This is a genomic window from Sorangium sp. So ce367 (genome assembly GCF_051520455.1).
GTDB lineage: Bacteria > Myxococcota_A > Polyangia > Polyangiales > Polyangiaceae > Sorangium > Sorangium cellulosum_B.
Window position 1 is genome coordinate 9,042,122 of sequence record NZ_CP150334.1, and the last position, 22,763, is coordinate 9,064,884.

Below are 22,763 nucleotides of genomic sequence, written 5' to 3' on the forward strand. Positions count from 1 at the left end.
CGTTGGGGCTCGTGAAGGCCGGCGCACACGGCGGCGGCGACGACACGCGGCACGCAGAGAAGAGCAGACGAGAGGGAGGCACCGATGTTCGATTTCTTCGTCGAGGGCGGCTGGGGGATGTGGCCTATCCTGGTCTTCGGGATGGTCACGGTCGGCGCGGGGCTGCAGTTCGCCCGGCGGCCGGAGCCCGGGAAGCTCGGGTTCATCGCGGCCATGGGGCTGACGACGCTGGTCGCGACGATCCACGCGACGTGGATCGACCTCGGCGCGGTGTTCAGCTACCTGTCCGACCCGGCGAAGGTGCCGGACGGCGAGATCGCGCGTGTGCTCGTCGTGGGGCTGAAGGAGAGCACGCGGCCCGGGTCGCTCGGCGGGCTGCTGCTCGCCATCGCGTGCCTGCTCTCGGCGGTGGGCATCCTGCGCGCCGGTCGGGCGGCGTGATCCGCGGCGCGTCGGCGCTTGGCGCCGGGGCCCGGGTGCGGCACACAAGGTCCATGGGCAGAGCCGAGCTCGCGCAGCTGATCGACCGCGATGGCCTCGACGCCTCGGACGGTTCGCGAGGCCGCCTCGCGATCGCCATCCCGGCGGCGTGGGCGCGCGACGGCGCCGACATCGAGATCGCCGTGCCCGCCCGCGTCACCTGCGCCCGCTGCGACGGCGGCGGCTGCGACAGCTGCGCCCGGAGCGGCGCCCACCGCGCCCCGGCGGAGGTCGCCGCGAGGACGCTGCGGCTCCGGCTCCCCCCCGATCTCAGCGGCGGCGTGACGCTCCGCCTCGTGCGCCCCTTCGGCGAGCGCGCCCCGCTCGATCAGCTCCTCGTCGAGCTCCGCGAAGACAGCGCGGCGTCGCCGGGCGTGCACCGCGTCACGCCGCCCCCGTCGGACGCGCTCGCGCGCTCTCCGACGGCGAACGGCGGGCGCTTCCGTGTGCTGGGCGCCGAGCTCGGCGCGCCGGCCGTCATCGCGACCCTCGCCGCGATCGCGGCGGTCCTGGGCCTCCTGCTCGGCCGCTGAGCGCGCGGGGAGGCCGCGCGCTCCGCCCTCGGTCGACACGGGCGAGGCCGGCTGGAGGGCCTCGCTGCCGTGCTTTGCTCATGCTAGCGAGAGGCCCGCGGACGCGCGCGGGAGCCGACCGCACCGCCACCGCCGCGCAGGGAGAGCAAGCACATGAGCCTCAGCGAGCCCATGCGGGCCAGGATCGCCACCATCATCCGCGAGAGCGATGTCGTCCTGTTCATGAAGGGCACGCGCACCATGCCGCAGTGCGGGTTCTCCGCCACGGTGGTGAACATCCTCGACGAGCACCTCCCCGAGTACCAGACGGTGGACGTGCTCTCGGATCCCGCGCTGCGCGACGGCATCAAGGAGTTCTCGAGCTGGCCCACGATCCCGCAGCTCTACGTCCGCGGCGAGTTCGTCGGCGGCTGCGACATCGTGAAGGAGCTGCACGCGACCGGGGAGCTCGTGAAGGCGCTCGGGCTCGCGCAGGGCGAGGCGCAAGCGCCGCCCACGCTCCGCGTGACCGCGGCGGCGCTCGCGGCGTTCGCGGCCGCGAGGGAGTCCGAGGCCGACTTCGTCCACATCGAGATCGACCCGTCCTACAACTACGGCCTTTACTTCGGCCCGCGGCAGGCAGGCGACGTCGAGGCCCAGGCGGGCGGGGCGGTGTTCCTGCTCGACCGCGCGAGCGCGCGGCGCGCCGAGGGGCTGTCGATCGACTTCGTCGAGGGCCCCTCCGGCGGCGGCTTCAAGCTGGAGAGCCCGAACGAGCCGCCGAAGGTCAAGCAGATCTCGTCGACCGCGCTCAAGGCCCTCCTGAACAGCGGCGAGGCGATCGAGCTGTTCGACGTCCGGACCGAGCAGGAGCGCACGATCGCCAGGATCGAGGGGGCCCGCCACCTCGATCAGGCAGGGCAGCGGTACCTGGAGACGCTCGCGAAGGACGCGCGGATCGTCTTCCACTGCCACCACGGCGGCCGCAGCCAGGCGGCCGCCGAGCACTACCTCGCGAAGGGCTACAGGAACCTTTACAACCTCCAGGGCGGAATCGACGCGTGGTCGCAAGATGTCGACCCCTCGGTGCCGCGGTACTGATAGATTTTTTTAACCACAACGGCCGACATCCGAGAGCCTTCAGGGCCGGCGTGGGATCATGTATGCGTAAGGTGTGGGTGCCGACGATCAGTCGACGATCAGGGCGTCCGACACCGCGCGGTCGGCGTCGCCGGAGGGGGCGACGCCTGGCCTGGTGGTCATCTTCGCCCGCGGCCAGCCTGCCTGCGCGCCGATCCCGCTCGAGGGCGGCGCGGTCGTGCTGGGCCGCGCAGCGGCGGACGACACGGTGGTGGTCGAGGACGAGCAGGTGTCGCGCCGGCACGCCCGCATCGCGCTGTCGGGCGGGGGTCTCCGGATCACCGATCTCGGCAGCAGGAACGGCACCTTCGTCGATGGAGCGCAGATCGAGGATCAGGTCTTCTCGTCGCCCCCGCGCGTGATCCGGCTCGGGAGCACGCTGCTGCGCTTCACCGCGGACATCGAGCCGTTCCAGCGCGGCGGGGTCCTGGAGCACGAGGACGGGCTGGTCGGCCCCACGCTCAGGCAGGTCCGCGAGGCGATCCACCGCGCGGGGATGCGCGGGGATACCTTGCTGCTCACCGGGCCGAGCGGCTCGGGCAAGGAGCTCGGGGCGCGCGCCTACCATGCGGCGACGGGCCGGGGCGGCCCCTTCGTCGCCGTGAACTGCGCCGCGATCCCGGAGGGCCTCGCGGAGCGGCTGTTCTTCGGGGCGCGGCGCGGGGCCTACTCGGATGCGACCGCCGACGCCGAGGGCTATGTCCAGGCGGCTCACGGCGGCACGTTGTTCCTCGACGAGATCGCGGAGCTCGATCCGGCGGTTCAGCCGAAGCTGCTCCGCGTCCTCGAGACCCGGGAGGTCGTCGCGCTCGGCGACACGCGCCCGCGCAAGGTGGAGTTCCGCCTGTGCGCGGCCACGTTGAAGGATCTCCAGGCCGAGGTCGCGGCGCGCCGGTTCCGGGACGACCTCTATTACCGGATCGGCCGGCCCGAGGTGCGGATCCCGTCGCTGACGGAGCGGATCGAGGAGCTCCCCTGGCTGGTGGCGGCGGAGCTCAGGCGCACCGGCGCGCGGCTCGCGCCGGGGGCCAGCTTCCTGGAGTGCTGCGCGCTGCGCGCGTGGCCGGGCAACGTGCGGGAGCTGCTCTGCGAGGTGCGGCAGGCGGGCCTCGCGGCGCTCGCGGCCGGGCGCACCGCCGTGGAGGTGGCGGATCTCGCGCCGTCCGCGGGCCTCGACATCACGGAGGTCGCGAGGCGCACGCCGGCGCCGCCGGAGATGCGGCGGCTCGCCATCGAGACGGCGCTGCGGCGCGAGCAGGGGAACGTCACGCGCGCGGCGCGCTCGCTCGGGATGCACCGGAACCAGCTGCGCCGGTGGCTCGCCCGGCATGGCGTCGACTCGTCGGCCTTCGCCGTCGCGGGCAAGCGCAAGGGCGGCGCCTCCCTCCCCTCCGCCGAGGACGGCGAGCGCCACGAGCCCTCGTGACCGGGGGCGGATGAGCGGTTGAATCCGGCGGTCGACAGCCTAGGAAGGCGGACGGGGAGTCTTCATGAGCTCAGAGATCAGAACCACGGATCTATGCGACGAGCACCCGGACGTCCTCGTCGCCGATCCGATCTTCCGGGATTACGGCGGAGCTCGGCTGTTTCACGGGCGCATCACCACGGTGAAGGTCCACGAGGACAACGTGCTCGTCCGCAAGGCGCTCGAAGAGTCCGGCCAGGGGCGGGTGCTCGTCGTGGACGGAGGCGGCTCCCTCCGCTGCGCGCTCCTCGGGGACAACATCGCCGCCATGGCCCACCAGAACGGCTGGGCCGGTGTGATCGTTCATGGGTGCATCCGCGACGCGGAGGCGATCGGCCAGATCCCGATCGGCGTGAAGGCCCTCGCGACGCACCCGAGGAAGAGCGCCAAGAAGGGCGCGGGGGACCGCGATATCGCCGTGACGTTCGCCGGGGTCACGTGGGTTCCTGGCGAGCTCGTCTATGCCGATCATGACGGCATCGTTTGCGCGCACGCGCAACTTGCCTGAGAGCCCGCGCGCGCGCTCGCGTCCGAGGTGCGGCAAAACGCACGTCCCTGGGCGCTTTTGCCACACCTGGAGAGGAGGGCGCGCGGCGGCTGCGCCCGGTATGGATGGGCTCGGATCCGGTCAGGACGCGTGAACGTCGCGCGCCGCGTCGAAGCGCGCCAACTGGCGCGGCCAATGCATCACGAGCAGGGGAGGAGCGATCAACACTCGTAGAATCGGGAGGACAAGAATGGGCAACATCACATCGGAACTGAAGAGCGATCTGAACAAGAGCCTGGAGTCGCTCCAGACCCTGCGCGACGAGATCCGCGTCAGGCTCCACCTTGCCGGCATGGACGCGAAGGACGCCTGGGACAAGCTGGAGCCCAAGCTCCTCGACGCCGAGAAGCTGGCCGACGACGTCTCCGAGGCGTCGCGGCACGCGCTGCGCGAGATCGTGGAGAAGGTGAAGGAGTTCCGCTCGTCGCTCCCCTCCTGATCGCCGCGCCACCGCGGCGGGATCGAGACGGAATCGAGACGAGACGAGGTGGGGGCGCGACGCCGGGTCAGCCCCGCAGCGCGGCCGCCACGACGCGCGCGACGCTCCCCCACCCTGGATCCGCCGCGCAGGCCGCGAGCCGCTCCCCGACGATGTGGGAGCGCCGGTGATCATAGAAGCCGGGCGGCCGCGGGAAGGCGGTGAGCGGCGCGCGCAGGAGGGTCTTCTCGACCTGCGCGAGCATCGTTGTGTTGTGCACGAAGCCGAGCCCGCTCCGGATGTCGGCGAGCGTCGAGCCCGGGTGGCCCCCCCAGGGCGGGACGACGGCCGCATGCGCGGCGGCGGGCGCCTGGTTCACCGCGATCACGCCGTACCGAAGATCGAGCAGCGCGCGGTCGAGCGCGGCCCCGACAGCGGGGTCCTCCTCGCTCATCGGGTGCGCAACGATCGTCGCGCCAAGGCTGCCCCGGAGCCGGTCGTTGCAGAAGCGGGTCGCCGCCTCCAGGAACTCCACCGGATCGCTCGAGCCGACCTCGACGATGGAGAGCGCGCCGCCGAGCGGCTCGCTCGAGAACAGCGGCTCGGCGACGTCCGACGCGTCGAGCCCGGCGATCAGCGTCCAGGGCAGTTCGCCCGGCCCTGGCGCGCCGATGCGCGCGACCCCGCACGGCAGCGGCACGTCGGCGGAGGCCTCGAGGCGCTCGGGCTCGATCGGCGCGCGCCCGGCCGTGAGGTCGGCGTACCGCGCGTCGGCCTCCGGGTGGGCGGCGCGCCGCAGCGGCACGGCGGTGAGCGCGCGGCGCAGCATCCTGAAGAGCAGCGGCCGCTGCGTGAAGCCCCTGGGCAGGACGAGGACGCTCGCGGCGTGGCCGCCGTGCGACGCGCCGCTCACGATCTGGCTCGCGAGGCACCTCGCCTGGAACCAGAGCTCGTCGCCGCCGTAGAGCCACGGCATCACGAGGACCGGGCTGGCGCCGCCGAGCGTGGAGGAGATGGGCTTGTCGAGCAGCCGCTCTCCCGAGGCCCGCCGGCGCGCCTGCGCCGGGCCCGGCGGCCCCCAGACGAGCGCGTCGTGCGCGCCCGCCGGGCCGGTGACGTGGACCTCCGAGACGGCGGGGTGGGCCGCGAGGTAGGCGCCCGACTCGGCGCCGCCGTAGACGAAGCGGAGGAGCCCGCGCGCGACGAGCGGCGCGAGGGCGCGCTCCATCAGCGCGCCGAGGGGCGCGCTCCGCGGGCTCATCGCAAGCGCCACGACGCGCCCCTCGACGAAGAGCTTGTGCAGCGCTTCCCGGAGGGGGACGCCGGCGACGTCGCCCGCGCCGAGCACCAGCGCGACGCCCCCTTCGGGGTCGCGTTGCTGGTAGAAGCGCGCCTGCTCTTCCCGGACGCTCTCGCGCGTCGCCCCGGGCTGCATCAGCACGCGCGCGCGGAGGGGCCCGTGCAGGGCGGTGTCCTTCAGGCGCGTCGGGAACACCTCCACCTCGATCCGGCCGTCCGCGCGGGCGCGCACCGCCCCGCGGCCGAGCCGGGGGCGCCCGCGCGCGGCGATGTCCTCGAGCGCCTCGGCCAGGCGGCGCACCTGCGAGAGCGTGACGCAAGGCCCCGCGAGCCACGCCTCGCCGCTCGCCGCCGAGCCGGGATCGAGCCCCCGGTCGGCGCACGACGCCTCGACCTCGGCGCGCGCGGCGACGAGCAGGCCCGGGAGCGACGCGCGGAGCAGGGAGGCCTTCTCGAGGGCCGGCATGCGAGCGAACCCGAGCGCGGCGTCGCCCAGCTCGGACAGCGCACGATCGAGCTCGGCCGGGGCTGTCTCGGCGCCGCTCGCGGCGCGCGGATCGACCGCCGGCACGGCCGCGGCGCCGCTCGAGGTGGCGCTTCCAGGCGCGAGTTCTGTGACGGCGGCGACTTCGGGGACTGGCATCGGGACGGAGATTACAGGCTGGAGATCGCGCGCGCGAGCGCGGCGACGGTTCGCGGCGCGCGTGTAGCCGGCGTGCTCGGGATTCGGTACAGTCCACCGCCATGGATTGCGCTTTCACCACGGGTCTGGGCCCCGCGCGCGCGCCCTCCTCCAGGGCAGCTCTCCGCCCGGCAGCTTGCGGCCTCCTTCTCGGCCTCGGCGCGCTCCTCCTCGCGCCAGCGGCGACAGCGCAACAGAACGCTCAGCCGCTCCCGCAGGGCCAGGCGCAGCCCGGCGGAGCTGCCCAGGCGCCGTCCGGGTATCCCCAGCAGCAGGGGTATCCTCAGCAAGGTTACCCTCAGCAACAGGGGTATCCTCAGCAGCAGGGGTATCCTCAGCAGCAAGGTTACCCGCAGCAACAGGGGTATCCTCAGCAGCAGGGGTATCCTCAGCAGGGATACCCTCAGCAGCAGGGATATCCTCAGCAGCAGGGATATCCTCAGCAGCAGGGATATCCGCAGCAAGGCTACCCTCAGCAGCAGGGGTATCCGCAGCAACAAGGATATCCTCAGCAGGGATACCCGCAGCAAGGTTATCCCCAGCAAGGCTATCCCCAGCAGCCGCCCGGCTATGGTCAGGGCTACGCCTTGCCGGCCGGGCCCCCGCCGCCCCCGAAGCCCCCCGAGTCCACCTGCTGCCGCTGGTCGGTCCGCTACAACGCGCTGGATCTCCTGTTCGGGAAGATGACGTTCGAAGGCGAGGTCACGATCATCGGGCCGCTCACCATCGGGATCGCGCCGTCGTGGATCTGGGGCTCGCTCGAGGATGCGTCGCTCGACACGACCGGCTACGCGCTCGCGGCGGACGTCGGTGTCTACGTCGAAGGCAAGGCGCTGCGGGGCTTCTGGGTGAAAGGGCGCATCGGCTACGAGTCGTTCGAGGCGGTCATCACCCCTCCCGGGCGGCTCGAGGGCCGCGGCGATGTGAGCAGCGTCGTCCTCGGCGGCATGGTGGGGAGCACGAACGTGCTCAGCCGAGACGGCGGATTCGCCATGTCGGGAGGCTTCGGGATCGGCGTGGCCCTCGCCGATCCCGTGACGATCACCGCGGGCCCCTACCAGTATTCCTTCTACGAGAAGGCGGGGAAGATCAAGCTCATGGGGTCGCTCTCGCTCGGCGTCGTCTTCTGATCGACGCCCTCGCTCACCCGGCCCCAGTACCGCGGGGAACTTGGCCCCGCGCGCGGCGACATGGGACTCCTGCACCATGCCCTCTCGCATCGCCCGCCGCCCCGGGCCGGCGCTGCTGCTCCCGTTCCTGGCGGCGCTCCTGTCGATCGCGTTCACCCTCCCCGCGCGCGCGTGGGTCGAGGTGCACATCGCCGGAGACGACGTGCGCCTGTCGATCGACCGGGCCGGCGCCGCGACGGTCGAGCACAAGGTCACGCTGAAGATCTCGGGCGGGCCGCTCCGCGGGCTCGACATCCAGGGCGTCGACCCGGACGCCCAGCTCGATCAGGGCAGCTACGCCGTGCCCTTGAAAGCCGCGGAGGCGGGCTCGCTCGCGTCCGCGACGCCGGTCGCGATCGAGCTCCTGCCCCCCGACCCCCGGCCGCGCGAGGACGGCACGCGCCGCCCGGCGGCGATGCGGGCCCGCTTCGACGGCAAGGGGCTGAGCCGCGGGGTGTTCGTGCTCTTCTTCCGCTACCGCACGGACCTCATGAAGCGCGGGCTCATCCGGCAGGATGGCCCGAGCGCCCGCGTCTCCTGGAGCGGCCCCGTCTGGGACGACGGCTACGACTCGGCGCGGCTCACCGTCGCGCTCCCGGCCGCGCCCGACGAGCCGCGCGTCGACGAGGCGCGCGCCGGCGAGGCGGGCGAGGAGGCGTCCCCCGACGCGCTCCCGGCGCCGACGACGCTCTCCACGCTCCGCCGCGCGCTCGACAAGGACGAGCTGGAGCTGCTCCGCCCGTACGCCCCCAAGGCCGAGCCGATCCGGTGGGCGATCCGCGCCGACGCGCGCGCCTTCCAGCCCGAGCCCGCCGCGGCGAAGCCCGGGGCCGACACGCTCGGCCGCATCTCGGACGCCGCGGCCGGCAGCCCCGATCGCAGCCGCACCCTCTACGTGGCCGCGGGCGTGGTCCTCTTCGCGCTCTACAGCGCCCTCGTCGCGCTCAAGGCGCGCGAGCACGAGCGCCTCGCGCGCGCCGCGGGCGCCCTGCCGCGGCCCCTCGTCCCGATCCCGCTCGCGCCCCGCGCCGCGCTCGCGGGGCTCGCGCTCGTCGCCGGCGTCGCCCTGGAGCTCCTGCTCAGGGACGGCACGCTGGGCGCCGCGCTCGTGGCCGCGGCGACCGCGCTCGCCGCGCACCGCACGCCCCGCCCGGAGCGCACCGCCGCGACCTTGCGGCGCCCTGGCAAGTGGCTCCCCATCGCGGAGGCCGAGGCGTTCCGCGAGCCGCCGCGGGCGCGCGGCGTCTACCTCGACGTCTCGACGCGCGCCGGAAAGGCGCTGCTCGTCGCGTTGCTCGCCGGGCTCGGCGCGGGCGTCCACGCCGTGGCGGCCGCCTCGCCGTACCACGCCCACCTGCTCGCGCTCGACGCGACGGCGCTGCTCGCGATCTTCTGCACCGGCCGGCTCGCCGAGCTCCCCGCCGATCCGGCGGCGCGGCCGGTCGCGTTCCTGCGCGACGTCGCGCGGCGCGTGCGGCGCCTGCGGAAGGCGCCCGCCGGCGCCGCGCCCGCGGCGCAGGAGCTCCGCGTCGTCGGCCGCCTCCGCATCCCGGACGGCAGCCCCGACGCCGACGAGCTCCGGCTCGGCCTCTCGCCGCGCGCGGCGCTCCCCGGCTTCGTCGGGATCGAGGTCGGCGTCGTCTACGCGCCCGGCGCCGGCGGCGCCATCGGGCTGCCCGAGGTCCTGCTGCGCGTCGCCCCCGGCTCGCCGTGCGAGCGCGCCGTCGAGGGGCTCGCGAAGAGCGGCCGGTCCTCGCGCGGCCGGCGCCCCGGCGAGCGCGTGCTCGCGTTCACGCCGCGCCTGCCGACCGCGAGGATGACGGCGGCCATCGCCGCCGCGCTGGTCCGCGCCGTGTCCACCCCGCCCGCGAGCGCCACGCCGACGAAGCCGTCCGGCGCCGGCGCGGCCGGGGCGACCCGCGCGCCGCGTCCCCGCAAGAAGGCGGTCTCCGCTGCGGCGTAGCGCCGGGTCAGCCCCCGTCCCGACACGCTTTCGCGATCTGCGAGCCCCCATCAGCGTTCGTAAGCCTCCGTAGACAGCGCGCGAACATCTCGATATATGGCCGCGCGATGAGCTTCGGAGTTGCGGGCTCGAGCTTTCTTACGCGGTTCCAGCCCATGCGCACGCCGCTGCTCGTCAGCGAGCGGATCTACGCTGCTGCCGGGGGCTTGCTCGGGCTGCTGGCCACCGGGTTCGTGATGCACGCTTGCCTTGGCCCCACCGCGCACGCTCCGCTCCTGATAGCGCCGATCGGCGCTTCGACCGTGCTCGTGTTCGGGGTCCCCGCCAGCCCGCTCGCCCAGCCCTGGTCCGTGCTCGGCGGCAACGTGCTGGCGGCCGTCATCGGCGTCACGGCGGCTCGCGCCATCCCCGATCCGCTGTGCGCCGGCGCCGTCGCGGTCGCGGTCACCATCGCCGTCACGAGCCTGCTCCGGTGCTTGCACCCGCCCGCCGGCGCGGTGGCGCTCACGGCGGTCATCGGCGGGCCGGCCGTGACGAGCCTGGGCTATCACTTCGCGCTCGTGCCGGTCGCCATCAACTCCCTGCTGCTCGTGGCAGCGGGGCTCGTGTTCAACAACCTGGTGCGCCGCAGCTACCCGCACGTCGTGACCTTGCCGGCCTCGCCCCACGGCACCGCCGATGCCCCGCCCGAGCTCCGCGTCGGCTTTTCGCCGAGCGACATCGACGCCGCCCTCGAGCGCCTCGGTACGCCGCTCGACGTCGAGCGGGAAGATCTGATCGCCCTCGTCCGGCACGTCGAAGAGGAGGCGCACCGGCGCCTGCGCGGAGGCGTCACCTGCGGCGAGATCATGTCGCGCGATCTGGTCACGATTCACCCCGACGATCCGAGCGCGCTCGCGCTCCGCCGCCTCCGCGAGCGCGCCCTGCGCGTCTTGCCGGTGGTCGACGAGCGAGGCGTCGTGCACGGCGCGATCGACGTCTCGATCGCGTCGGCCATGCCCGAGGCCGCCGTGCGCGACCTGCCGTCCATCTACTTCGAGACCGCCGGCGAGGACACGCCGATCAACGAGCTCTTCCAGCTCCTCTCCCGCGGGCGCGTGCACGAAGCGCTGATCGTCGACGCCAGGATGCGCCTGCGCGGCATCGTGACCCAAACCGATCTCCTGGCCGTGATCAGCCGCGCGCAGCTCGCCAAGGGCTCGGCGCTCGTCGGGTAGCGCGCCCAGGGCAGTACGCCCCTATGCGACACAGGCGCGCATCGCCACAGCGCACCATTCATGCACACGCCTTCACGTGCAGGAACACCTCGTCAGAACGACAAGACGACAAATCGCCGGCTGCTCCACTCGAGCGTATAGCGGGCGATGATCGAAGCATGATAGTCTCGAGATAATCGTCTTTGTCTCCAGCGCCATCGCTGAAACGGATCGAATCGTGCATGGGTCGGCGCTCTCGCGGCCTCTCCAGCGAGGGCTGAGCGGCCAGTCGACGCTCGCGACCCCATCGTCGGCCTTGGTCACCTCGGAGTTTGGTCACACGGCATATTTGCATGTGTGGATGCACGTGTTGAGCCGGCCCTGAAGGAGCTCTGGCGCCCATCACGCCTGTCGAGATCATCTGTCCTCGAACAGGCCCCAACCGATCGGGAGCGAACATGGCAGAAAGACCCGTTGTCCGCGTCATCACCTCCAGGCCGCTGTCCGTGTGTGCTGCGGCCTGCGCCTGGCTCGCCGCGGGCGACGCGCTGGCGGCGTACCAGTTCGACGCCACGGAAGCCGCGTACGACGCGACCTACGCGGCGGCCCCCATCGACGTGACCGGCGTCGTCGTCGACGAGGCGGGGTCGCCGATCGCGGGGGCGGAGGTGACGGCCATCGGCTGGGGGAGCGGCGCGGTCAACCACGGCGAGATCGCGTTCACCGACGGCGCGGGCGCGTTCACGCTGCCGGCGCTCGCGCGACGCTCGGTCCTGCTGCGCGTCGAGGTCGACGGGTACTACAGCGAGATCGTCCCTGCCGATCTGCACTTGCCGCTCGCCGAGGCGGCCGCCGGGGTCGGCCGCGTCATGCTGACGGAGCAGCGCGCGGGCCGCGCCCGGATCCTCGTGGGAGGCGACACGATGTTCGGTCGGCGCTTCATCGACAGCGACGAGGACGGCGTCGAGGGAGAGGTGGGCGATCTGATCCGCCCCGCGACACGGCAAGCCGACGCGAGCGCGATCCTCTCGTTCCTGCGCGACGTCCTCTCGTCGGCCGACTACACCCAGGTCAACCTGGAGTGCCCCGTCACTGCCAACCCGCAGACGCCCCACCCTTACAAGTCGTTCACGTTCTTCTCCTACCCCGAGACGGTCAGGGCGCTCGCGCTCTCCGGCGTCGACGCCGTGAGCCTCGGCAACAACCACATGTTCGATTACCTGGGGGCAGGCGTCGCCGACACGCTCACCGCCGTCCCGAACGCCGGCCTCGACTGGTTCGGCGCAGGGCTCGACGAGACGATGGCGAAGGGCACCGTGCTCTACCGGACGCTCGGCGGCGTCGACGTGGCCTTCCAGGGGTTCAACCAGCTCGTCAACGACGGGACGACGCTCCCGGAGTACACGCTCACCGCCTCCGACGGGCCTCCTCCCAAGGCCGGCGCGCTCGAGCTCAGCCTCACCGAGATCAGCGACTTCATGGCGGAGGACGCGGTCGGGCGCTTCGCCATCCCGGTGCTGCACGGAGGCATCGAGTACAGCGACTATCCGTCGTCCGGCATGCGGCGGCGGTTCACCCAGCTCGTCCAGAAGGGCGCCGGCATGGTCGTGGCGCACCACCCGCACACGATCCACGGCATCGGGCTGTACAACGCCGGCGCCGGCCCCCGCTATATCTTCATGTCGCTCGGCAACATGGTCTTCGATCAGGACATCTTCGAGACGTACCAGTCGTACCTCGCCGCCATCGACATCGACGAGGACGCGAGCGGCAACCGCGCGGTGCACCGCGTGCAGCTCATCCCGTTCCAGAACGAGGACTACGTCCCGAAGCTCGTGGGCGGCGCCTGGCTCGGCCGGGCGATCCGCCACATCGGCCACCTCTCCACGACGCTGCCGGCGGCGCCCGCGCCCGGCGAGGCGGCGGACGGCATGACCGGGGCGGTCGTGTTCGCGAGCGGCCCGCGGGCCGCCGCGGCGAGCAGCGCCTCGCAGTACACGACGAGCGATGCCGTCGAGACGCGGACCGTGCCGCTCACGAGCCGCCGTACAGGCCCCCTCGCGCACCTGCGCTCGACCCCGGCGGACTCGCTCGCCGCCGTCCGGACGACGGCCGCCGCGAGCTGCGATTACGGCCGGGAGATCATGCTCTACGGCGACTTCGAGGACGGCGACGTCGACGACACCTCCCACGAAGGCTCGATGTGGTCGATGAGCGAATACCGCTACATCGAGAACAGCGTCGTCCACGGCGGGACCGGCGCGATGGTGTTCCTGCGCAAGTCGAGCAGCACATCCGAGGTCTCGACCTACATGAACAACCGCGTCAAGTTCGAGCCTGGCCGCAGGCTGACGCTGACCGGCTACATGAAGGGAAACAACGCCGGCCAGATGCGTGTGCAGGTCTACTGGTACACGAGCGGCGGGACCAGCGTGTCGAACAGCGTCGTGTTCACGCGCGCGGCTGGCACCTACGGCTGGCAGCCGTTCACCGTCGACCTGACCCCGCCGTCGAACGCGGGCTCCGTCCGGTTCTATTTCAGGGCGGGTGTACCGGCGAGCGGCGAGGCCACCTCGTTCCTCGACGACGTGTCGCTCATCGAGTGGGAGGGCACCGTCGCCGACAGCTCCCTCGGGTTCGCGTTCGCCACGCCGAACGACTGGAGCTTCGTGCGTTGCACCGCCACGGATCCGGCGCTCACGAGCCTCGGCGTGACGATGACGCACCGGTCGTACGCGCTGGCCCCGGCGACGCCCTGAGCGCGCCGCCGCGGCCCGCGAGGGCAGCGGGCGCGGCGGGGGCGGCGGGCGCGCGAACACGCCGAGCGGCGTCGAGCAGGCCGAGCTCGACGCCGAGGCAGAGCTCGGGCCCGCCGCCGACCTCGAGCGCGCCCTCGCCCCGCAACGTCACGTAGCCACCTGCGCAGACGAACGGCGAGAGGCGCTCCGCAAGCGCGTACGAGGCCGAGACGCGCGCCTTCAGCACCTCGTTTCGCCCGGGGAGAGATCCCTGCAACGGGCCGCGGTGGTAGGCGCCGACGTCGGCGCTCAGCGAGAGGTCCTCGACGTCGAGCGGCAGGCGCGAGCCCATCGCGAGGCCCACGGCGTACAAGGGCTCGCGCTCCGCCGCGCGCCCGTCGTCAACGTTCGGCACGTCCGGCGCGCGCGGCTCGCTGTGGAGCCCGAAGCTCAGGATCGTGTAGGCATACCGGCTCGAGAACTTGAGGCCGACGTTGCCGTGCAGGCCGGTGCTCCCCCAGAGCGCGAGCCGGATCCCCCCCTCGCGCGGCAGCGGGATGAGGCCGAGCGACTCCCCCTTCAGGTTGTCGGTCACGTTGATGACGCCGATCTGGAGGCCGTCGATCTTGCGGGCCACGTTGATGATGCCGATCTGGAGCCCGCGCTGCTCCTGCGAGACGTTGATGGCGCCGATCTGGAGCCCGTCGACCCGGCCGATGTTGACGCCCGCCGCCTGCACGCCCGTCACCTGCCCGCGAGCGACGTTGACGGCGCCGGCCGCCTGCAGGCCGTCGACGTCGGCGTACGTCTGGTTGGCGACGCCGGCGATCTGCGCGCCGGTGACCGTCGTGCTCGCCCAGCCGAAGAGCCCCGCGAGCTGCACCCCCGCGAGCGGGGCGTCCGCGAAGGCGAAGCCGCCCGCGAGCTGCAGCCCCTCGGCGCGCCCCGAGACGACGCTCGCGATCCCGAGCTGGAGCCCGCGCAGATCCCCCGACGTCCACGAGAACAGGCCGACCTGGGCGCCGTCCACGAACCCGACGCGCCCGAGCAGGAGCGCGAGATCGAGGTGGGTGGCGAGATCGGGCGCCGTAGCGTTGGTGCTCAGCGGGAAAATGAGCGACAGGTTGACGGGGAAATAGGGCGTCTCCGGGCCGCGGCGCGCCGGCTCCCCGCCCGCGCCGCCGGCGCCGGACGGGTCGCTCGGCCAGGCCGACCGCGGCGGGGCGCGCCCGGGCGCCGCCTCCGCCAGCTGCTGCGCGGAAGCGCTGCGCGGCGCCAGCACGGCCGGAGCGACCGCGCAGGCCGCGAGAATCGGCGCGGCCTGGAGAGGACACCTCGCTCGGCGCGCCCGCGGCGACATCGCACCATCGTACACGCGTGCAGCGCCGAAAGGCTGCTCCGCAGGCGAGGAATCGAGCGGCGTCGATGGCGGCGCCGCATGGATCGATCACAGCACCCCTGACCTCGACTTCCGCGTGCTGCTTCGATAGCCTGCGTCTGGGCGCTGCGCCGTGGACTCGCCACCTGCGCGGAGCCCACGTGCCACGGATTTGCCACCATGAAGCCATCGTCTCTCGCGCCCGTGCTGGCCCTCTCCGCGCTCGCTGCCGGCTGCGGCTCGGAGCCTGAAGGCCCAGACCTCGTGTGGCCGATCGGGGGGACGGACGAGATCCAGCCGATGTCGTCGAGCTTCGGTCCCCGCCTGCAGACCTCGCGCGATGGCGTCTACGACTTCCACCGCGGCATCGATATCCCCACCGTGATGGGCACCCCGGTGTACGCGGTCGCCGACGGAAAGGTGATACGCGCAGGCCGCTACGAGGATTTCGAGGACGTCGTCGTGCAGATCGAGCACTGCGATCAGCCGGGCGCGTGCCTCTACAGCAACTATATCCACCTGACGATGCCGCTCGTCGAGACCGGCGATCAGGTCGGGCGCGGTCAGCACATCGGCTATACCGGGCTCGCCGCCAGCAGCCTGTTCCCCCACCTGCACTTCGAGATCCGCGAGGGAGGGCACGAGAAGGCGTACTGCGTGCACCCGCTCCGCTTCCTCCCCACGCCGGGCGGGCTGCCCCCGGCGCTCTCCCTGCGCCGCACCGACGAAGACTCCACGTCGAGCGTCTCGGTCGAGGTCGAGGCCACCCTGCCAGGCATCTCCCCGGGCCTCGTCGAGCTCGCGGTCGCGACGTCCAGCCGGTCGACCGGGGAGGTCATCGAGGAGCGCGTGTTCAACTACGAGGAATGGAACCGCAAATATACAGGGGAAGGAGACGCCACGACCATCGACGAACAGAGCCTCGGAGGCATCCGGATCGAGCCGGCGAAGTTCAACGCGCAGTCCGCGGCGTACGTGATCGGGTTCCGCTTCAGCGACCTCGGCGGGACGGCGTCGGCCGACGACCTCCAGATCACGGCGCGGGCGCGCGACGTCGACGGCCACGTCGTCGAGGCGCGCGCGCGCTGAGGCGACGCGGCGCGGCGCGCGGCTCAGGCCTCGCCGACCAGCGCCGCCATGTCCGCGGGCAGCGACGACGTCACCACGAACGCAGGCACCGCGTCGCTGCCGCCCCACCCGATGTAGTGCGCGTGCAGCGCGTGGCGGCTCAGCCCCTCCACCGCGGGCCCGCCGTAGAGCACGTCGCCGGCCAGCGGGTGCCCCACCGACGCGAAGTGCGCCCGGATCTGGTGCCGCAGCGCCCGCGGGGCCCGCGCCTCGACGAGCTCCCAGAGCCCCACCTGCCGCACGCGCTTGTACATCGTCGCGGCCGGCCTCGGGGCGTATCGCGCCACGTCGCGCGGGTGGATGCACGGGTAGACCCGCTTCTTGTCCTTCGGGTGCGGCGCGAGCGGCACCTCGATCGAGCCCATCTCGGGAAGATCGCCGATCTGGCAGATCAGCAGGTAGCGCTTGTCGAGCCGCCCCTCCTTCAGCCCGGCGCCGAGCGCCGCGAACGCCGCGGCCGTGCGCGCCGCGAGCACGAGGCCGCTCGTGTCCGTGTCCAGCCGGTGGCACAGCCCGGGCTCCCGCGGAGAGAAGCCGATGCCCGCCATCTCGGGGTACCGCGCCACGAGCGCGTTCGCGACCGTCCCGCGCTCGCCCGGATGGAGCGGCGCCGTCGGCACCCCGGCGGGCTTGTTCACCACCACGAGGTCGTCGCGCTCGAGCACCACGTCGAGCGGCGCGGAAGGATCCGGCGTCGCCGCGCCGGAGGCCTCCGTCGGCTCGACGTCGACCTCCAGCACCTCGCCGGCCGCCGCCACGTCGCCCTTCGACGCGCGCCGGCCGGCGCCGCTCTTCCCCACGCCGAGGACGCGCACGCGCCCCTCGGAGAACAGCCGCTTCGCGCCCGCGCGCCCCAGCCCGGGGAGAAGCTGCACGAGCAGCTTGTCGAGGCGCGTCCCTGCATCCAGCTCGGTGATCGTGATCTTCATAGCTCCTACGGAATCGCCCCCTGCCACCCGAGGCCGAGCGCGGGCGCTCGCCGGCTCCCGACCACGCTCTCTCCTATCACTCCCAGCATGGGCAGGCCGTACCGGTTCCACGAGGGGCCCGCGCTGCGGGCTCCGGCGCCGGCAGGGCGGGTCACGCGCCACGCGACGCCCGCCCCGATCAGGAAGCCCGCCGCCGTGGCGCCGACCCAGGCCCGCTGCTGCGCCTCGGTCGGGGACTCGAACACGAGCGGGCTGGCCAGCGCGGCGGCGCCCAGCCCGCCGAGCATCGCGCCCACGTCGATCGCCAGGATCTCCGACGGCGTGACGTCGAGCTGCGTGGCCGCCGCGGCCGCCGCCAGCCAGCCGAGCGCCGCGCCGTAGCCCATCCCAGCGATCGGCGTCCGCTGCACGTCGCCCCGCCCCGCCCACTCGACGAGCCCGCCCAGCATGAGCCCCAGCCCGCCGCCCGACTGCGCCATCAGCGCGCCGCCCTCGGACATCCGGCCCAGCGAGAGCCCGAGCGCCGCCAGCGTGATCCCGGCGGTCCCGCCGATCAGCCCGGACGCCCAGCGCTCCTGGGCCGGATCCGCCGCGTGCTGCGCGAAGCGGCCCTGGTAGATCAGGTGCCCCGCGATCGTCGGCCACCACGTGCCGGACCCGAGGTACCACGCGTCGGCCACGCCGACGTCCCACTCCTCCGCGATGATGATCGCGCCGCCGAGCCCGATGCCGGCGCCGACCGCCAGGAGCGGGTAGAGCAGGCGCGGATCGTCCGAGCCGCTCGATCGCTGGATCGAGAAGCCCACGAGGCCTCCGTAGAGCGTCGCGTTGGCCGCGAGCGTCGCCTTCCCCATGCTGCGCGCCGGCGTGGCGAGGCGCCCGCGGCACCGCTCGGGGCACGGCGCCTCGCGGGACGACGCAGGGTCCGCGGCGGCGCCGGCGTCGAGCTCGGCCAGGAGATCGCGGAGCATCACCGCGGCGCGCACCGCGAGGTCGTCCCGCGCGACGCGCTCGACCCGCACCCTCAGCGACCTCGATCCGCCGGACGCGACGGCGAGCCTGAGCTCCACCTCGTCGCCGCGCAGCTCGAGGCTCGGCGCGATGAAGAGTTTGTCGCCGGAGCGCGCGCGCTCGATGAGCTCGGCCTCGTCGGGGCGCGATCGCGAGGCGACGCGGCCCGCGAGATCCACCGACAGGCCGAGGTCCTGCGCCGTGTCCGACAGGAGCGCGTCGAGCGCGCTGGCGAGCGGCGCGGCGCGCTCCTCGGCCTCGGGCGCGACGGCGGTCGCGAGCACCACGGCCGATCGCGACGGCCGATCGGGTCGCGACGACGGCGACGGTCGCTCGTCTCCTCCGGAGCGCGCGGGTGACGCCGCGTCTACAGGCTGAGTCGGCGCGGGCAACGCCGCGCCTTCAGGCTGAGCCGACGCTGGCAGCGCCGCGGCGAGCGCCGCGGCGAGCGCCAGGGCGCCCGCGCCACCGCGGAGGTGCCAGGGGTCGATCATGGGGTTGCTGCTTCGGCCAACGGCGGCGCTCGCCGCGTGGCCACGCCGCTCGGGGCGTCGATCAGAACATGAACGTGCCGCTCGCGAAGAGGTCGAACGTGTTGCTGTCGTTGACGTAGAAGCGGCGGCCGACCGCGTTGATGGTCGGGCGGTAGTTGGGGTTCGGGCTGCCGGTGACGGTGAGGCGCCCGTCCGCGTCCTGGCGGCGGCAAGGCCCTGCCGCCCCGAGGCTGTCCTTGAACTGGGAGTTGCACGGCTGGTCGCCGCCGATGCCGTGCCCCCCGTCGTGGCGGAAGCCCGCGCCGATCTGGAACTTCACGAGCTCGGCCGCCCGCCACGTCACGCTCGCCGAGGCGCGGTACGAGCCGTACGGCTGGACGTCGCTGAGCCCCGTGAAGTACGTCCGCTGCGAGCCCTCGTCGACGATCGACGGCGAGCAGGCCCTCGCGTCGCCCGTCCTGCACAGGTCCGGGTCGTACGCGTCGTTGTCGCGGAACGCCGCCCACTGGGGCTGGCGCAGCGAGCTCGCGTCGCTAGAGCCCAGGGCGTCGAACAGCTCCGAGTAGTCGCGCCCCTCGGAGTGGTACTCGCCGGTGAAGCGCAGATCGAGCGTGAGCCCGGTGTACTTCTCGCGGTTCTCCCAGGGGACGATCAGCACGCCGAGCATCACGCTGCCGACGAGCGGCGGGTGGTTCACCAGCGACGTCTTCAGGTCGGTGAGGCCGTAGTCGCTCGACTCCTGCTGGAACTCGAACAGCGCCTTGAACCCGCCGTACGGCTCGACGTACTTGATCCGCTTCGACAGGTACGTGTGGACCTCGAGGCCGATGGTGCCGCGCGACACGCCGGGGTCGCGCTGGGCGACCCTCTGCCCCTCGAACTCGCTGTCGCTGCTGTTGTTCCGGTTGACGTCCGACGGATCGGCGCACTTCACCTGGCCGCTCTTCGGCGACTCGGTGCAGGCGTGCATCGGCTCGCTCACGGGGAAGCGCCCCTCGACCCCGAACAGCCAGGTCGGCTTCGTCCGGTCGCGCGCCTGGTTCATGATGTTCACGTCGAGGCCGACGGCGAGGTACTCGATGCCGCTCCGGTTCGGCGACGTGAAGGGCATCTGGAACAGCTGCTCCCCGGGGGCCCCCGCGAGCGCGACGGCCTGCGCCTCCGCCCCGGCGCTGCCGTTGAGGTCGGTGAGCTCGCGCGCGTGGTTCAGGATGAGCGGCATCCTGAGGTAGAGCGCCAGGTCCCGGTAGAGGCCGACGTCGAGGCGCAGGTTGAGCTTCGAGGTCGCCTCGTTGTAGGTCGCGACGTTGAGCAGGTTCGACGTGTAGCCGCCCGACGACAGCCCCGGCCCGGCGATGCTCGTCTCGCGCCGGATCTTCGCGCTCTTCGACGCGTACTCGAAGCCGAAGCTGAAGTTCAGATCAAAGGTGTCGCCGTCGTCGAAGGCGTCGACGACGCTCGTGATCTCGCCGGTCTCCATCATGAGCCGCGGCTCGGTGGCGCTCCGCGGCTCGTCGGCGGCCGCGGGGGACGCCGCGAGGAGAGCCGCCGCAGCGACTGCGAGCGACGCGAACGCCGAGCCCCCAGCCACGTTGATGGCGACGCGAGCGAGATGGCCTTCGCAGTACCTTCTGCCGTGCATGCTCATGGTTATCCGTCGGACGGACGCTACCGGCCGGGGCAGGAGGGTGTCAATCCGCGAATCGCTCGCCCGGCTCGCGCGGCCGCGCCCCGCCGCTCCCGCCGCAGCAATCCGCTTCGTTCCGCTCCGTTCCGCTCCGTTCCGCGCGGCCGCGGCCGCGGGGGCGCGGCCGCGGGGGCGCCGCTCAGCGCGCCAAGGAGCGCTCCTCGGGGGCGAACGGGCTCTTCCCTTCCTCGCTGTCGGGGAAGATCTCGCTCGTGATGTCCTCCGCGGCGAGCTCCTCGCGGGCGGTGCTCAGGTCGCGCGACGTCTGATCGAGCCGGTCGGCGAGCACCCCCAGGAACTGCCAGAGCAGCTTCACGGCGAGCTCGTGCTCCTTGCGGAGGATCTCGAAGAAATCGGCGCGCCGGACGGCGATGAGCTCGCTCTGCTCCACGGCCGAGACGGTGGCCGACCGCGGCATGCTGCGGATGAGGGCCATCTCGCCGAAGTGCTCGCCCGGGCCGACCTCGCTCAGCACCGATTCGCCGCGGATGATCCGGACGAGGCCCGAGAGCACGATGAAGAGCTCGTCGCCGCGATCGCCCTCGCGCACCACGATCTGGCCGGGCTCGAACGAGAGCACCTCGGCGACCTGCATGACCCGGAGCATCTCGCGCTCCTGCAGGCGCGCGAAGAGCGGCATCTTCGCGAGCACGTCGCGCTTCAGCGCGAGCAGCCGGGCGCGGACGCTGTCGCGGTGGTCGCCCTGGCCGAGCCGGACGAGGATCGCGGTGATGTTGTCCTTGCCGCCCTTCCTGTTCGCGAGATCGATGAGGCCGTTCGCCGCGACCTCGCCGTTCTCCTCCTCGAAGAACGGCTCGAGCTCCGCGGTGTGCGCGATGTACCCGTGGAGCCCGTCCGACGCGAGGAGGAACTGGTCGCCCGGGAGCACCTCGATCGTGAGCGTGTCGACCTCGACGCGCTCGTACACGCCGACGGCGCGCGTGATCGCGTTCTTCTGCGCGACCTTCTCGATCTGATCGCGCGTGAGCTTCCCGCGCTTGATGAGCTCGTTGTAGACGGTGTGGTCCTCGGTGACCTGCTGGATGCGGCCCTCGCGGAGGAGGTAGATGCGGCTGTCGCCGACGTGCGCGATGTAGCCGTGCGAGCCGGCGATGAGGAGCGCGGAGAGCGTCGTGCCCATGCCGCGCTTCGTCGCGTCGGCCTTCGCTTCCTCGTGGATCCGGGCGCACGCGCGCTGGACGGCGTGCTCGAGCAGGCTGAGGACCTCCTTCATCGCGGCGCGCCGCACGTTGCTGCGCGCCTGGTTCTCGATGAGGTCCCGCTCCTTCTTCAGCTCCTCGTGGATGATGCGGACGGCGAGCGCGCTCGCGACCTCGCCTGCGGCGTGCCCGCCCATCCCGTCGGCCACCACGAAGAGCGCGAGCTTCTTGTCGACGAGGTAGTTGTCCTCGTTGTGGTCCCGCATGCGGCCGACGTCGGTCGCCGCATAAAACCTGATGTTTTCGGACAGGCCCATCGGTTCGGGCAGGCTAACCGAGGGCGCGGGAGGAAATCACTACCGATTGCGCCCACCGCGAACTAGACGGTGGAGGACGTCGACGGACGACCTCCTCCCGTCCATCGCGCCCTCGCCGCGCCCGGGGCGTGCTCGCTGACGTACGGCGCGTGCGGCGCGGCGCGGCGGGAGGAGGAGCGGCGTCGGGAGGCGTTCGGGGGGCGGGTGGGGAATCGACCGCGTGGCCGAGGTTACGAGCGGCGGTACATTCGGAGCGCGTAGAATGGGGGGTTGTATGCGGCTCGTCCTCTTCGATAACACCGACGTCGGGTGGGGTAACGCGCGGCGCGCAAACGGCGCGAGACGTCGCGATGGCGCGGCGGCGCGCGCGCACCCAGCTGCGGCAGACGCCGCAGGTTCCGCCGAGACCGGGGACCTCGAGGTCCTGGGCGAGGCCGTGGGCGCGACGATCGGGCTCACGCCGATCTGGCGCGCCGGCGCGCTGCTGCACCGCATGACGGGCGCGGCCGACGCGTGGCAGTCCGCCGCGAGCTGGGCCGAGGCGCTCGGCTGGGCGGCGCGCGCGGCGCGGGAGCGCGGCCGGAAGATCGCGTCGCTGCAGGCCTGGGGGCACGGCGGCTGGGGGTACATGCGCATGGGCGCGACGCGGCTCGACGAGGCCGCGCTCCGGCCCGGCTCGCCGCTTGATGACGCGCTCGACGCCCTGAGGGCCGAGCTCGCGGGGCCGGACGCCCTCGTGTGGCTCCGCTGCTGCAGTGCCTTCGGCCACACCGGCCGGTCCTTCGCGCAGGCGCTCGCGAGGCGGCTCGGCTGCCGCGTCGCGGGGCATACGTACATCATCGCGTTCTACCAGAGCGGGACGCACTCGCTGCGCCCGGGCGAGACGCCGTCGTGGGATCCACACGAGGGCGTGCGCTTCGACGGCGGCGTGCCGACCGGCGCCAAGTGGTCGTCGCGCGGGGCGCCGAACACCGTCTCGTGCCTGGCGGGCGATCTCCCGCAGGGCTACTGACGCCGAAGGCGCGGGTGACGCCCCGTCGCAGGTGAGGC

Annotated in this window: 19 protein-coding genes; 12 read left to right on the forward strand and 7 right to left on the reverse strand. The window is 72.8% G+C overall.

Going from position 1 to position 22,763, the window contains the following annotated elements:
• The first annotated feature begins 84 nt into the window (after positions 1 to 84).
• The 6 genes from WME97_RS34350 (at position 85) to WME97_RS34375 (ending at position 4,583) form a co-directional block, all read left to right on the forward strand.
• Positions 85 to 441 carry a hypothetical protein gene (locus WME97_RS34350; RefSeq protein ID WP_437543868.1) on the forward strand — a complete coding sequence of 119 codons (357 nt, stop codon included), beginning with the start codon at positions 85 to 87 and terminating at the stop codon, positions 439 to 441.
• Between the two features lie 53 nt (positions 442 to 494).
• Positions 495 to 1,013 carry a hypothetical protein gene (locus WME97_RS34355; RefSeq protein WP_437543870.1) on the forward strand — a complete coding sequence of 173 codons (519 nt, stop codon included), beginning with the start codon at positions 495 to 497 and terminating at the stop codon, positions 1,011 to 1,013.
• Between the two features lie 153 nt (positions 1,014 to 1,166).
• Complete coding sequence (grxD, locus tag WME97_RS34360; protein ID WP_437543872.1) at positions 1,167 to 2,093, forward strand: Grx4 family monothiol glutaredoxin; 927 nt, start codon at positions 1,167 to 1,169, stop codon at positions 2,091 to 2,093.
• 73 nt (positions 2,094 to 2,166) lie between these two features.
• On the forward strand, positions 2,167 to 3,558 hold the full coding sequence (locus tag WME97_RS34365) for a sigma 54-interacting transcriptional regulator (RefSeq protein WP_437543874.1): 1,392 nt from the start codon (positions 2,167 to 2,169) through the stop codon (positions 3,556 to 3,558).
• A 64-nt stretch (positions 3,559 to 3,622) separates the two neighbouring features.
• Positions 3,623 to 4,105, forward strand: coding sequence for a ribonuclease E activity regulator RraA (gene rraA, locus WME97_RS34370; RefSeq protein WP_437543876.1), 483 nt, complete (start codon positions 3,623 to 3,625; stop codon positions 4,103 to 4,105).
• Between the two features lie 229 nt (positions 4,106 to 4,334).
• A complete protein-coding gene (locus WME97_RS34375) occupies positions 4,335 to 4,583 on the forward strand; it encodes a hypothetical protein (RefSeq protein ID WP_437543878.1) in 249 nt (82 codons plus the stop codon).
• A gap of 67 nt (positions 4,584 to 4,650) precedes the next feature.
• On the opposite strand, the gene WME97_RS34380 is transcribed toward WME97_RS34375, so the two are convergent.
• A complete protein-coding gene (locus tag WME97_RS34380; RefSeq protein ID WP_437543880.1) occupies positions 4,651 to 6,504 on the reverse strand; it encodes a hypothetical protein in 1,854 nt (617 codons plus the stop codon).
• Positions 6,505 to 6,515: 11 nt separating this feature from the next.
• The gene (locus tag WME97_RS34385; RefSeq protein WP_437543882.1) at positions 6,516 to 7,073 is read right to left on the reverse strand and encodes a hypothetical protein; all 558 of its coding nucleotides are present in this window, start codon (positions 7,071 to 7,073) and stop codon (positions 6,516 to 6,518) included.
• 57 nt (positions 7,074 to 7,130) lie between these two features.
• On the opposite strand from WME97_RS34385, the gene WME97_RS34390 reads away from it, so the two are divergent.
• The 4 genes from WME97_RS34390 (at position 7,131) to WME97_RS34405 (ending at position 13,630) form a co-directional block, all read left to right on the forward strand.
• Positions 7,131 to 7,673 carry a hypothetical protein gene (locus WME97_RS34390; protein ID WP_437543883.1) on the forward strand — a complete coding sequence of 181 codons (543 nt, stop codon included), beginning with the start codon at positions 7,131 to 7,133 and terminating at the stop codon, positions 7,671 to 7,673.
• A 76-nt stretch (positions 7,674 to 7,749) separates the two neighbouring features.
• Positions 7,750 to 9,675 carry a hypothetical protein gene (locus WME97_RS34395; protein WP_437543885.1) on the forward strand — a complete coding sequence of 642 codons (1,926 nt, stop codon included), beginning with the start codon at positions 7,750 to 7,752 and terminating at the stop codon, positions 9,673 to 9,675.
• Between the two features lie 107 nt (positions 9,676 to 9,782).
• Positions 9,783 to 10,892 carry an HPP family protein gene (locus WME97_RS34400; RefSeq protein ID WP_437543887.1) on the forward strand — a complete coding sequence of 370 codons (1,110 nt, stop codon included), beginning with the start codon at positions 9,783 to 9,785 and terminating at the stop codon, positions 10,890 to 10,892.
• Between the two features lie 437 nt (positions 10,893 to 11,329).
• Positions 11,330 to 13,630, forward strand: coding sequence for a CapA family protein (locus tag WME97_RS34405; RefSeq protein WP_437543889.1), 2,301 nt, complete (start codon positions 11,330 to 11,332; stop codon positions 13,628 to 13,630).
• Here the strand turns inward: WME97_RS34405 and WME97_RS34410 are convergent.
• Positions 13,569 to 14,891 carry an LA_2272 family surface repeat-containing protein gene (locus WME97_RS34410; RefSeq protein ID WP_437543891.1) on the reverse strand — a complete coding sequence of 441 codons (1,323 nt, stop codon included), beginning with the start codon at positions 14,889 to 14,891 and terminating at the stop codon, positions 13,569 to 13,571. The two genes, WME97_RS34405 and WME97_RS34410, sit on opposite strands and share 62 nt — an antisense overlap.
• A 276-nt stretch (positions 14,892 to 15,167) precedes the next feature.
• Here WME97_RS34410 and WME97_RS34415 point away from each other — a divergent pair, with 276 nt between their 5' ends.
• Complete coding sequence (locus tag WME97_RS34415; RefSeq protein ID WP_437543892.1) at positions 15,168 to 16,076, forward strand: M23 family metallopeptidase; 909 nt, start codon at positions 15,168 to 15,170, stop codon at positions 16,074 to 16,076.
• Between the two features lie 23 nt (positions 16,077 to 16,099).
• Here the strand turns inward: WME97_RS34415 and WME97_RS34420 are convergent, their stop codons facing one another.
• The 4 genes from WME97_RS34420 to WME97_RS34435 all read right to left on the reverse strand — a co-directional run bounded on the left by WME97_RS34420 (position 16,100) and on the right by WME97_RS34435 (position 21,713).
• Positions 16,100 to 17,044, reverse strand: a complete 945-nt coding sequence (locus tag WME97_RS34420) for an RluA family pseudouridine synthase (protein ID WP_044966392.1) — start codon at positions 17,042 to 17,044, stop codon at positions 16,100 to 16,102.
• 5 nt (positions 17,045 to 17,049) lie between these two features.
• Positions 17,050 to 18,549 carry a hypothetical protein gene (locus WME97_RS34425; protein WP_437543894.1) on the reverse strand — a complete coding sequence of 500 codons (1,500 nt, stop codon included), beginning with the start codon at positions 18,547 to 18,549 and terminating at the stop codon, positions 17,050 to 17,052.
• A gap of 61 nt (positions 18,550 to 18,610) precedes the next feature.
• Entirely contained in the window at positions 18,611 to 20,191 is a 1,581-nt protein-coding gene (locus tag WME97_RS34430) for a hypothetical protein (RefSeq protein ID WP_437543896.1), read from the reverse strand.
• 184 nt (positions 20,192 to 20,375) lie between these two features.
• Positions 20,376 to 21,713 carry a Stp1/IreP family PP2C-type Ser/Thr phosphatase gene (locus WME97_RS34435; protein WP_437543898.1) on the reverse strand — a complete coding sequence of 446 codons (1,338 nt, stop codon included), beginning with the start codon at positions 21,711 to 21,713 and terminating at the stop codon, positions 20,376 to 20,378.
• Positions 21,714 to 21,987: 274 nt separating this feature from the next.
• On the opposite strand from WME97_RS34435, the gene WME97_RS34440 reads away from it, so the two are divergent.
• Positions 21,988 to 22,725: a hypothetical protein gene (locus tag WME97_RS34440; protein ID WP_437543899.1), complete on the forward strand. Its 738-nt coding sequence runs from the start codon at positions 21,988 to 21,990 to the stop codon at positions 22,723 to 22,725.
• The last annotated feature ends 38 nt before the right edge of the window (positions 22,726 to 22,763 follow it).

Excerpts from the sequence above, each read along its gene's own strand:
- WME97_RS34350 (WP_437543868.1), top strand. The coding sequence starts at position 85 with ATGTTCGATTTCTTCGTCGAGGGCGGCTGGGGGATGTGGCCTATCCTG.
- WME97_RS34355 (WP_437543870.1), top strand. The coding sequence starts at position 495 with ATGGGCAGAGCCGAGCTCGCGCAGCTGATCGACCGCGATGGCCTCGAC.
- grxD (WP_437543872.1), top strand. The coding sequence starts at position 1,167 with ATGAGCCTCAGCGAGCCCATGCGGGCCAGGATCGCCACCATCATCCGC.
- rraA (WP_437543876.1), top strand. The coding sequence starts at position 3,623 with ATGAGCTCAGAGATCAGAACCACGGATCTATGCGACGAGCACCCGGAC.
- WME97_RS34375 (WP_437543878.1), top strand. The coding sequence starts at position 4,335 with ATGGGCAACATCACATCGGAACTGAAGAGCGATCTGAACAAGAGCCTG.
- WME97_RS34380 (WP_437543880.1), bottom strand. The coding sequence starts at position 6,504 with ATGCCAGTCCCCGAAGTCGCCGCCGTCACAGAACTCGCGCCTGGAAGC.
- WME97_RS34395 (WP_437543885.1), top strand. The coding sequence starts at position 7,750 with ATGCCCTCTCGCATCGCCCGCCGCCCCGGGCCGGCGCTGCTGCTCCCG.
- WME97_RS34400 (WP_437543887.1), top strand. The coding sequence starts at position 9,783 with ATGAGCTTCGGAGTTGCGGGCTCGAGCTTTCTTACGCGGTTCCAGCCC.
- WME97_RS34405 (WP_437543889.1), top strand. The coding sequence starts at position 11,330 with ATGGCAGAAAGACCCGTTGTCCGCGTCATCACCTCCAGGCCGCTGTCC.
- WME97_RS34415 (WP_437543892.1), top strand. The coding sequence starts at position 15,168 with ATGAAGCCATCGTCTCTCGCGCCCGTGCTGGCCCTCTCCGCGCTCGCT.
- WME97_RS34420 (WP_044966392.1), bottom strand. The coding sequence starts at position 17,044 with ATGAAGATCACGATCACCGAGCTGGATGCAGGGACGCGCCTCGACAAG.
- WME97_RS34425 (WP_437543894.1), bottom strand. The coding sequence starts at position 18,549 with ATGATCGACCCCTGGCACCTCCGCGGTGGCGCGGGCGCCCTGGCGCTC.
- WME97_RS34430 (WP_437543896.1), bottom strand. The coding sequence starts at position 20,191 with ATGCACGGCAGAAGGTACTGCGAAGGCCATCTCGCTCGCGTCGCCATC.
- WME97_RS34435 (WP_437543898.1), bottom strand. The coding sequence starts at position 21,713 with ATGGGCCTGTCCGAAAACATCAGGTTTTATGCGGCGACCGACGTCGGC.
- WME97_RS34440 (WP_437543899.1), top strand. The coding sequence starts at position 21,988 with ATGCGGCTCGTCCTCTTCGATAACACCGACGTCGGGTGGGGTAACGCG.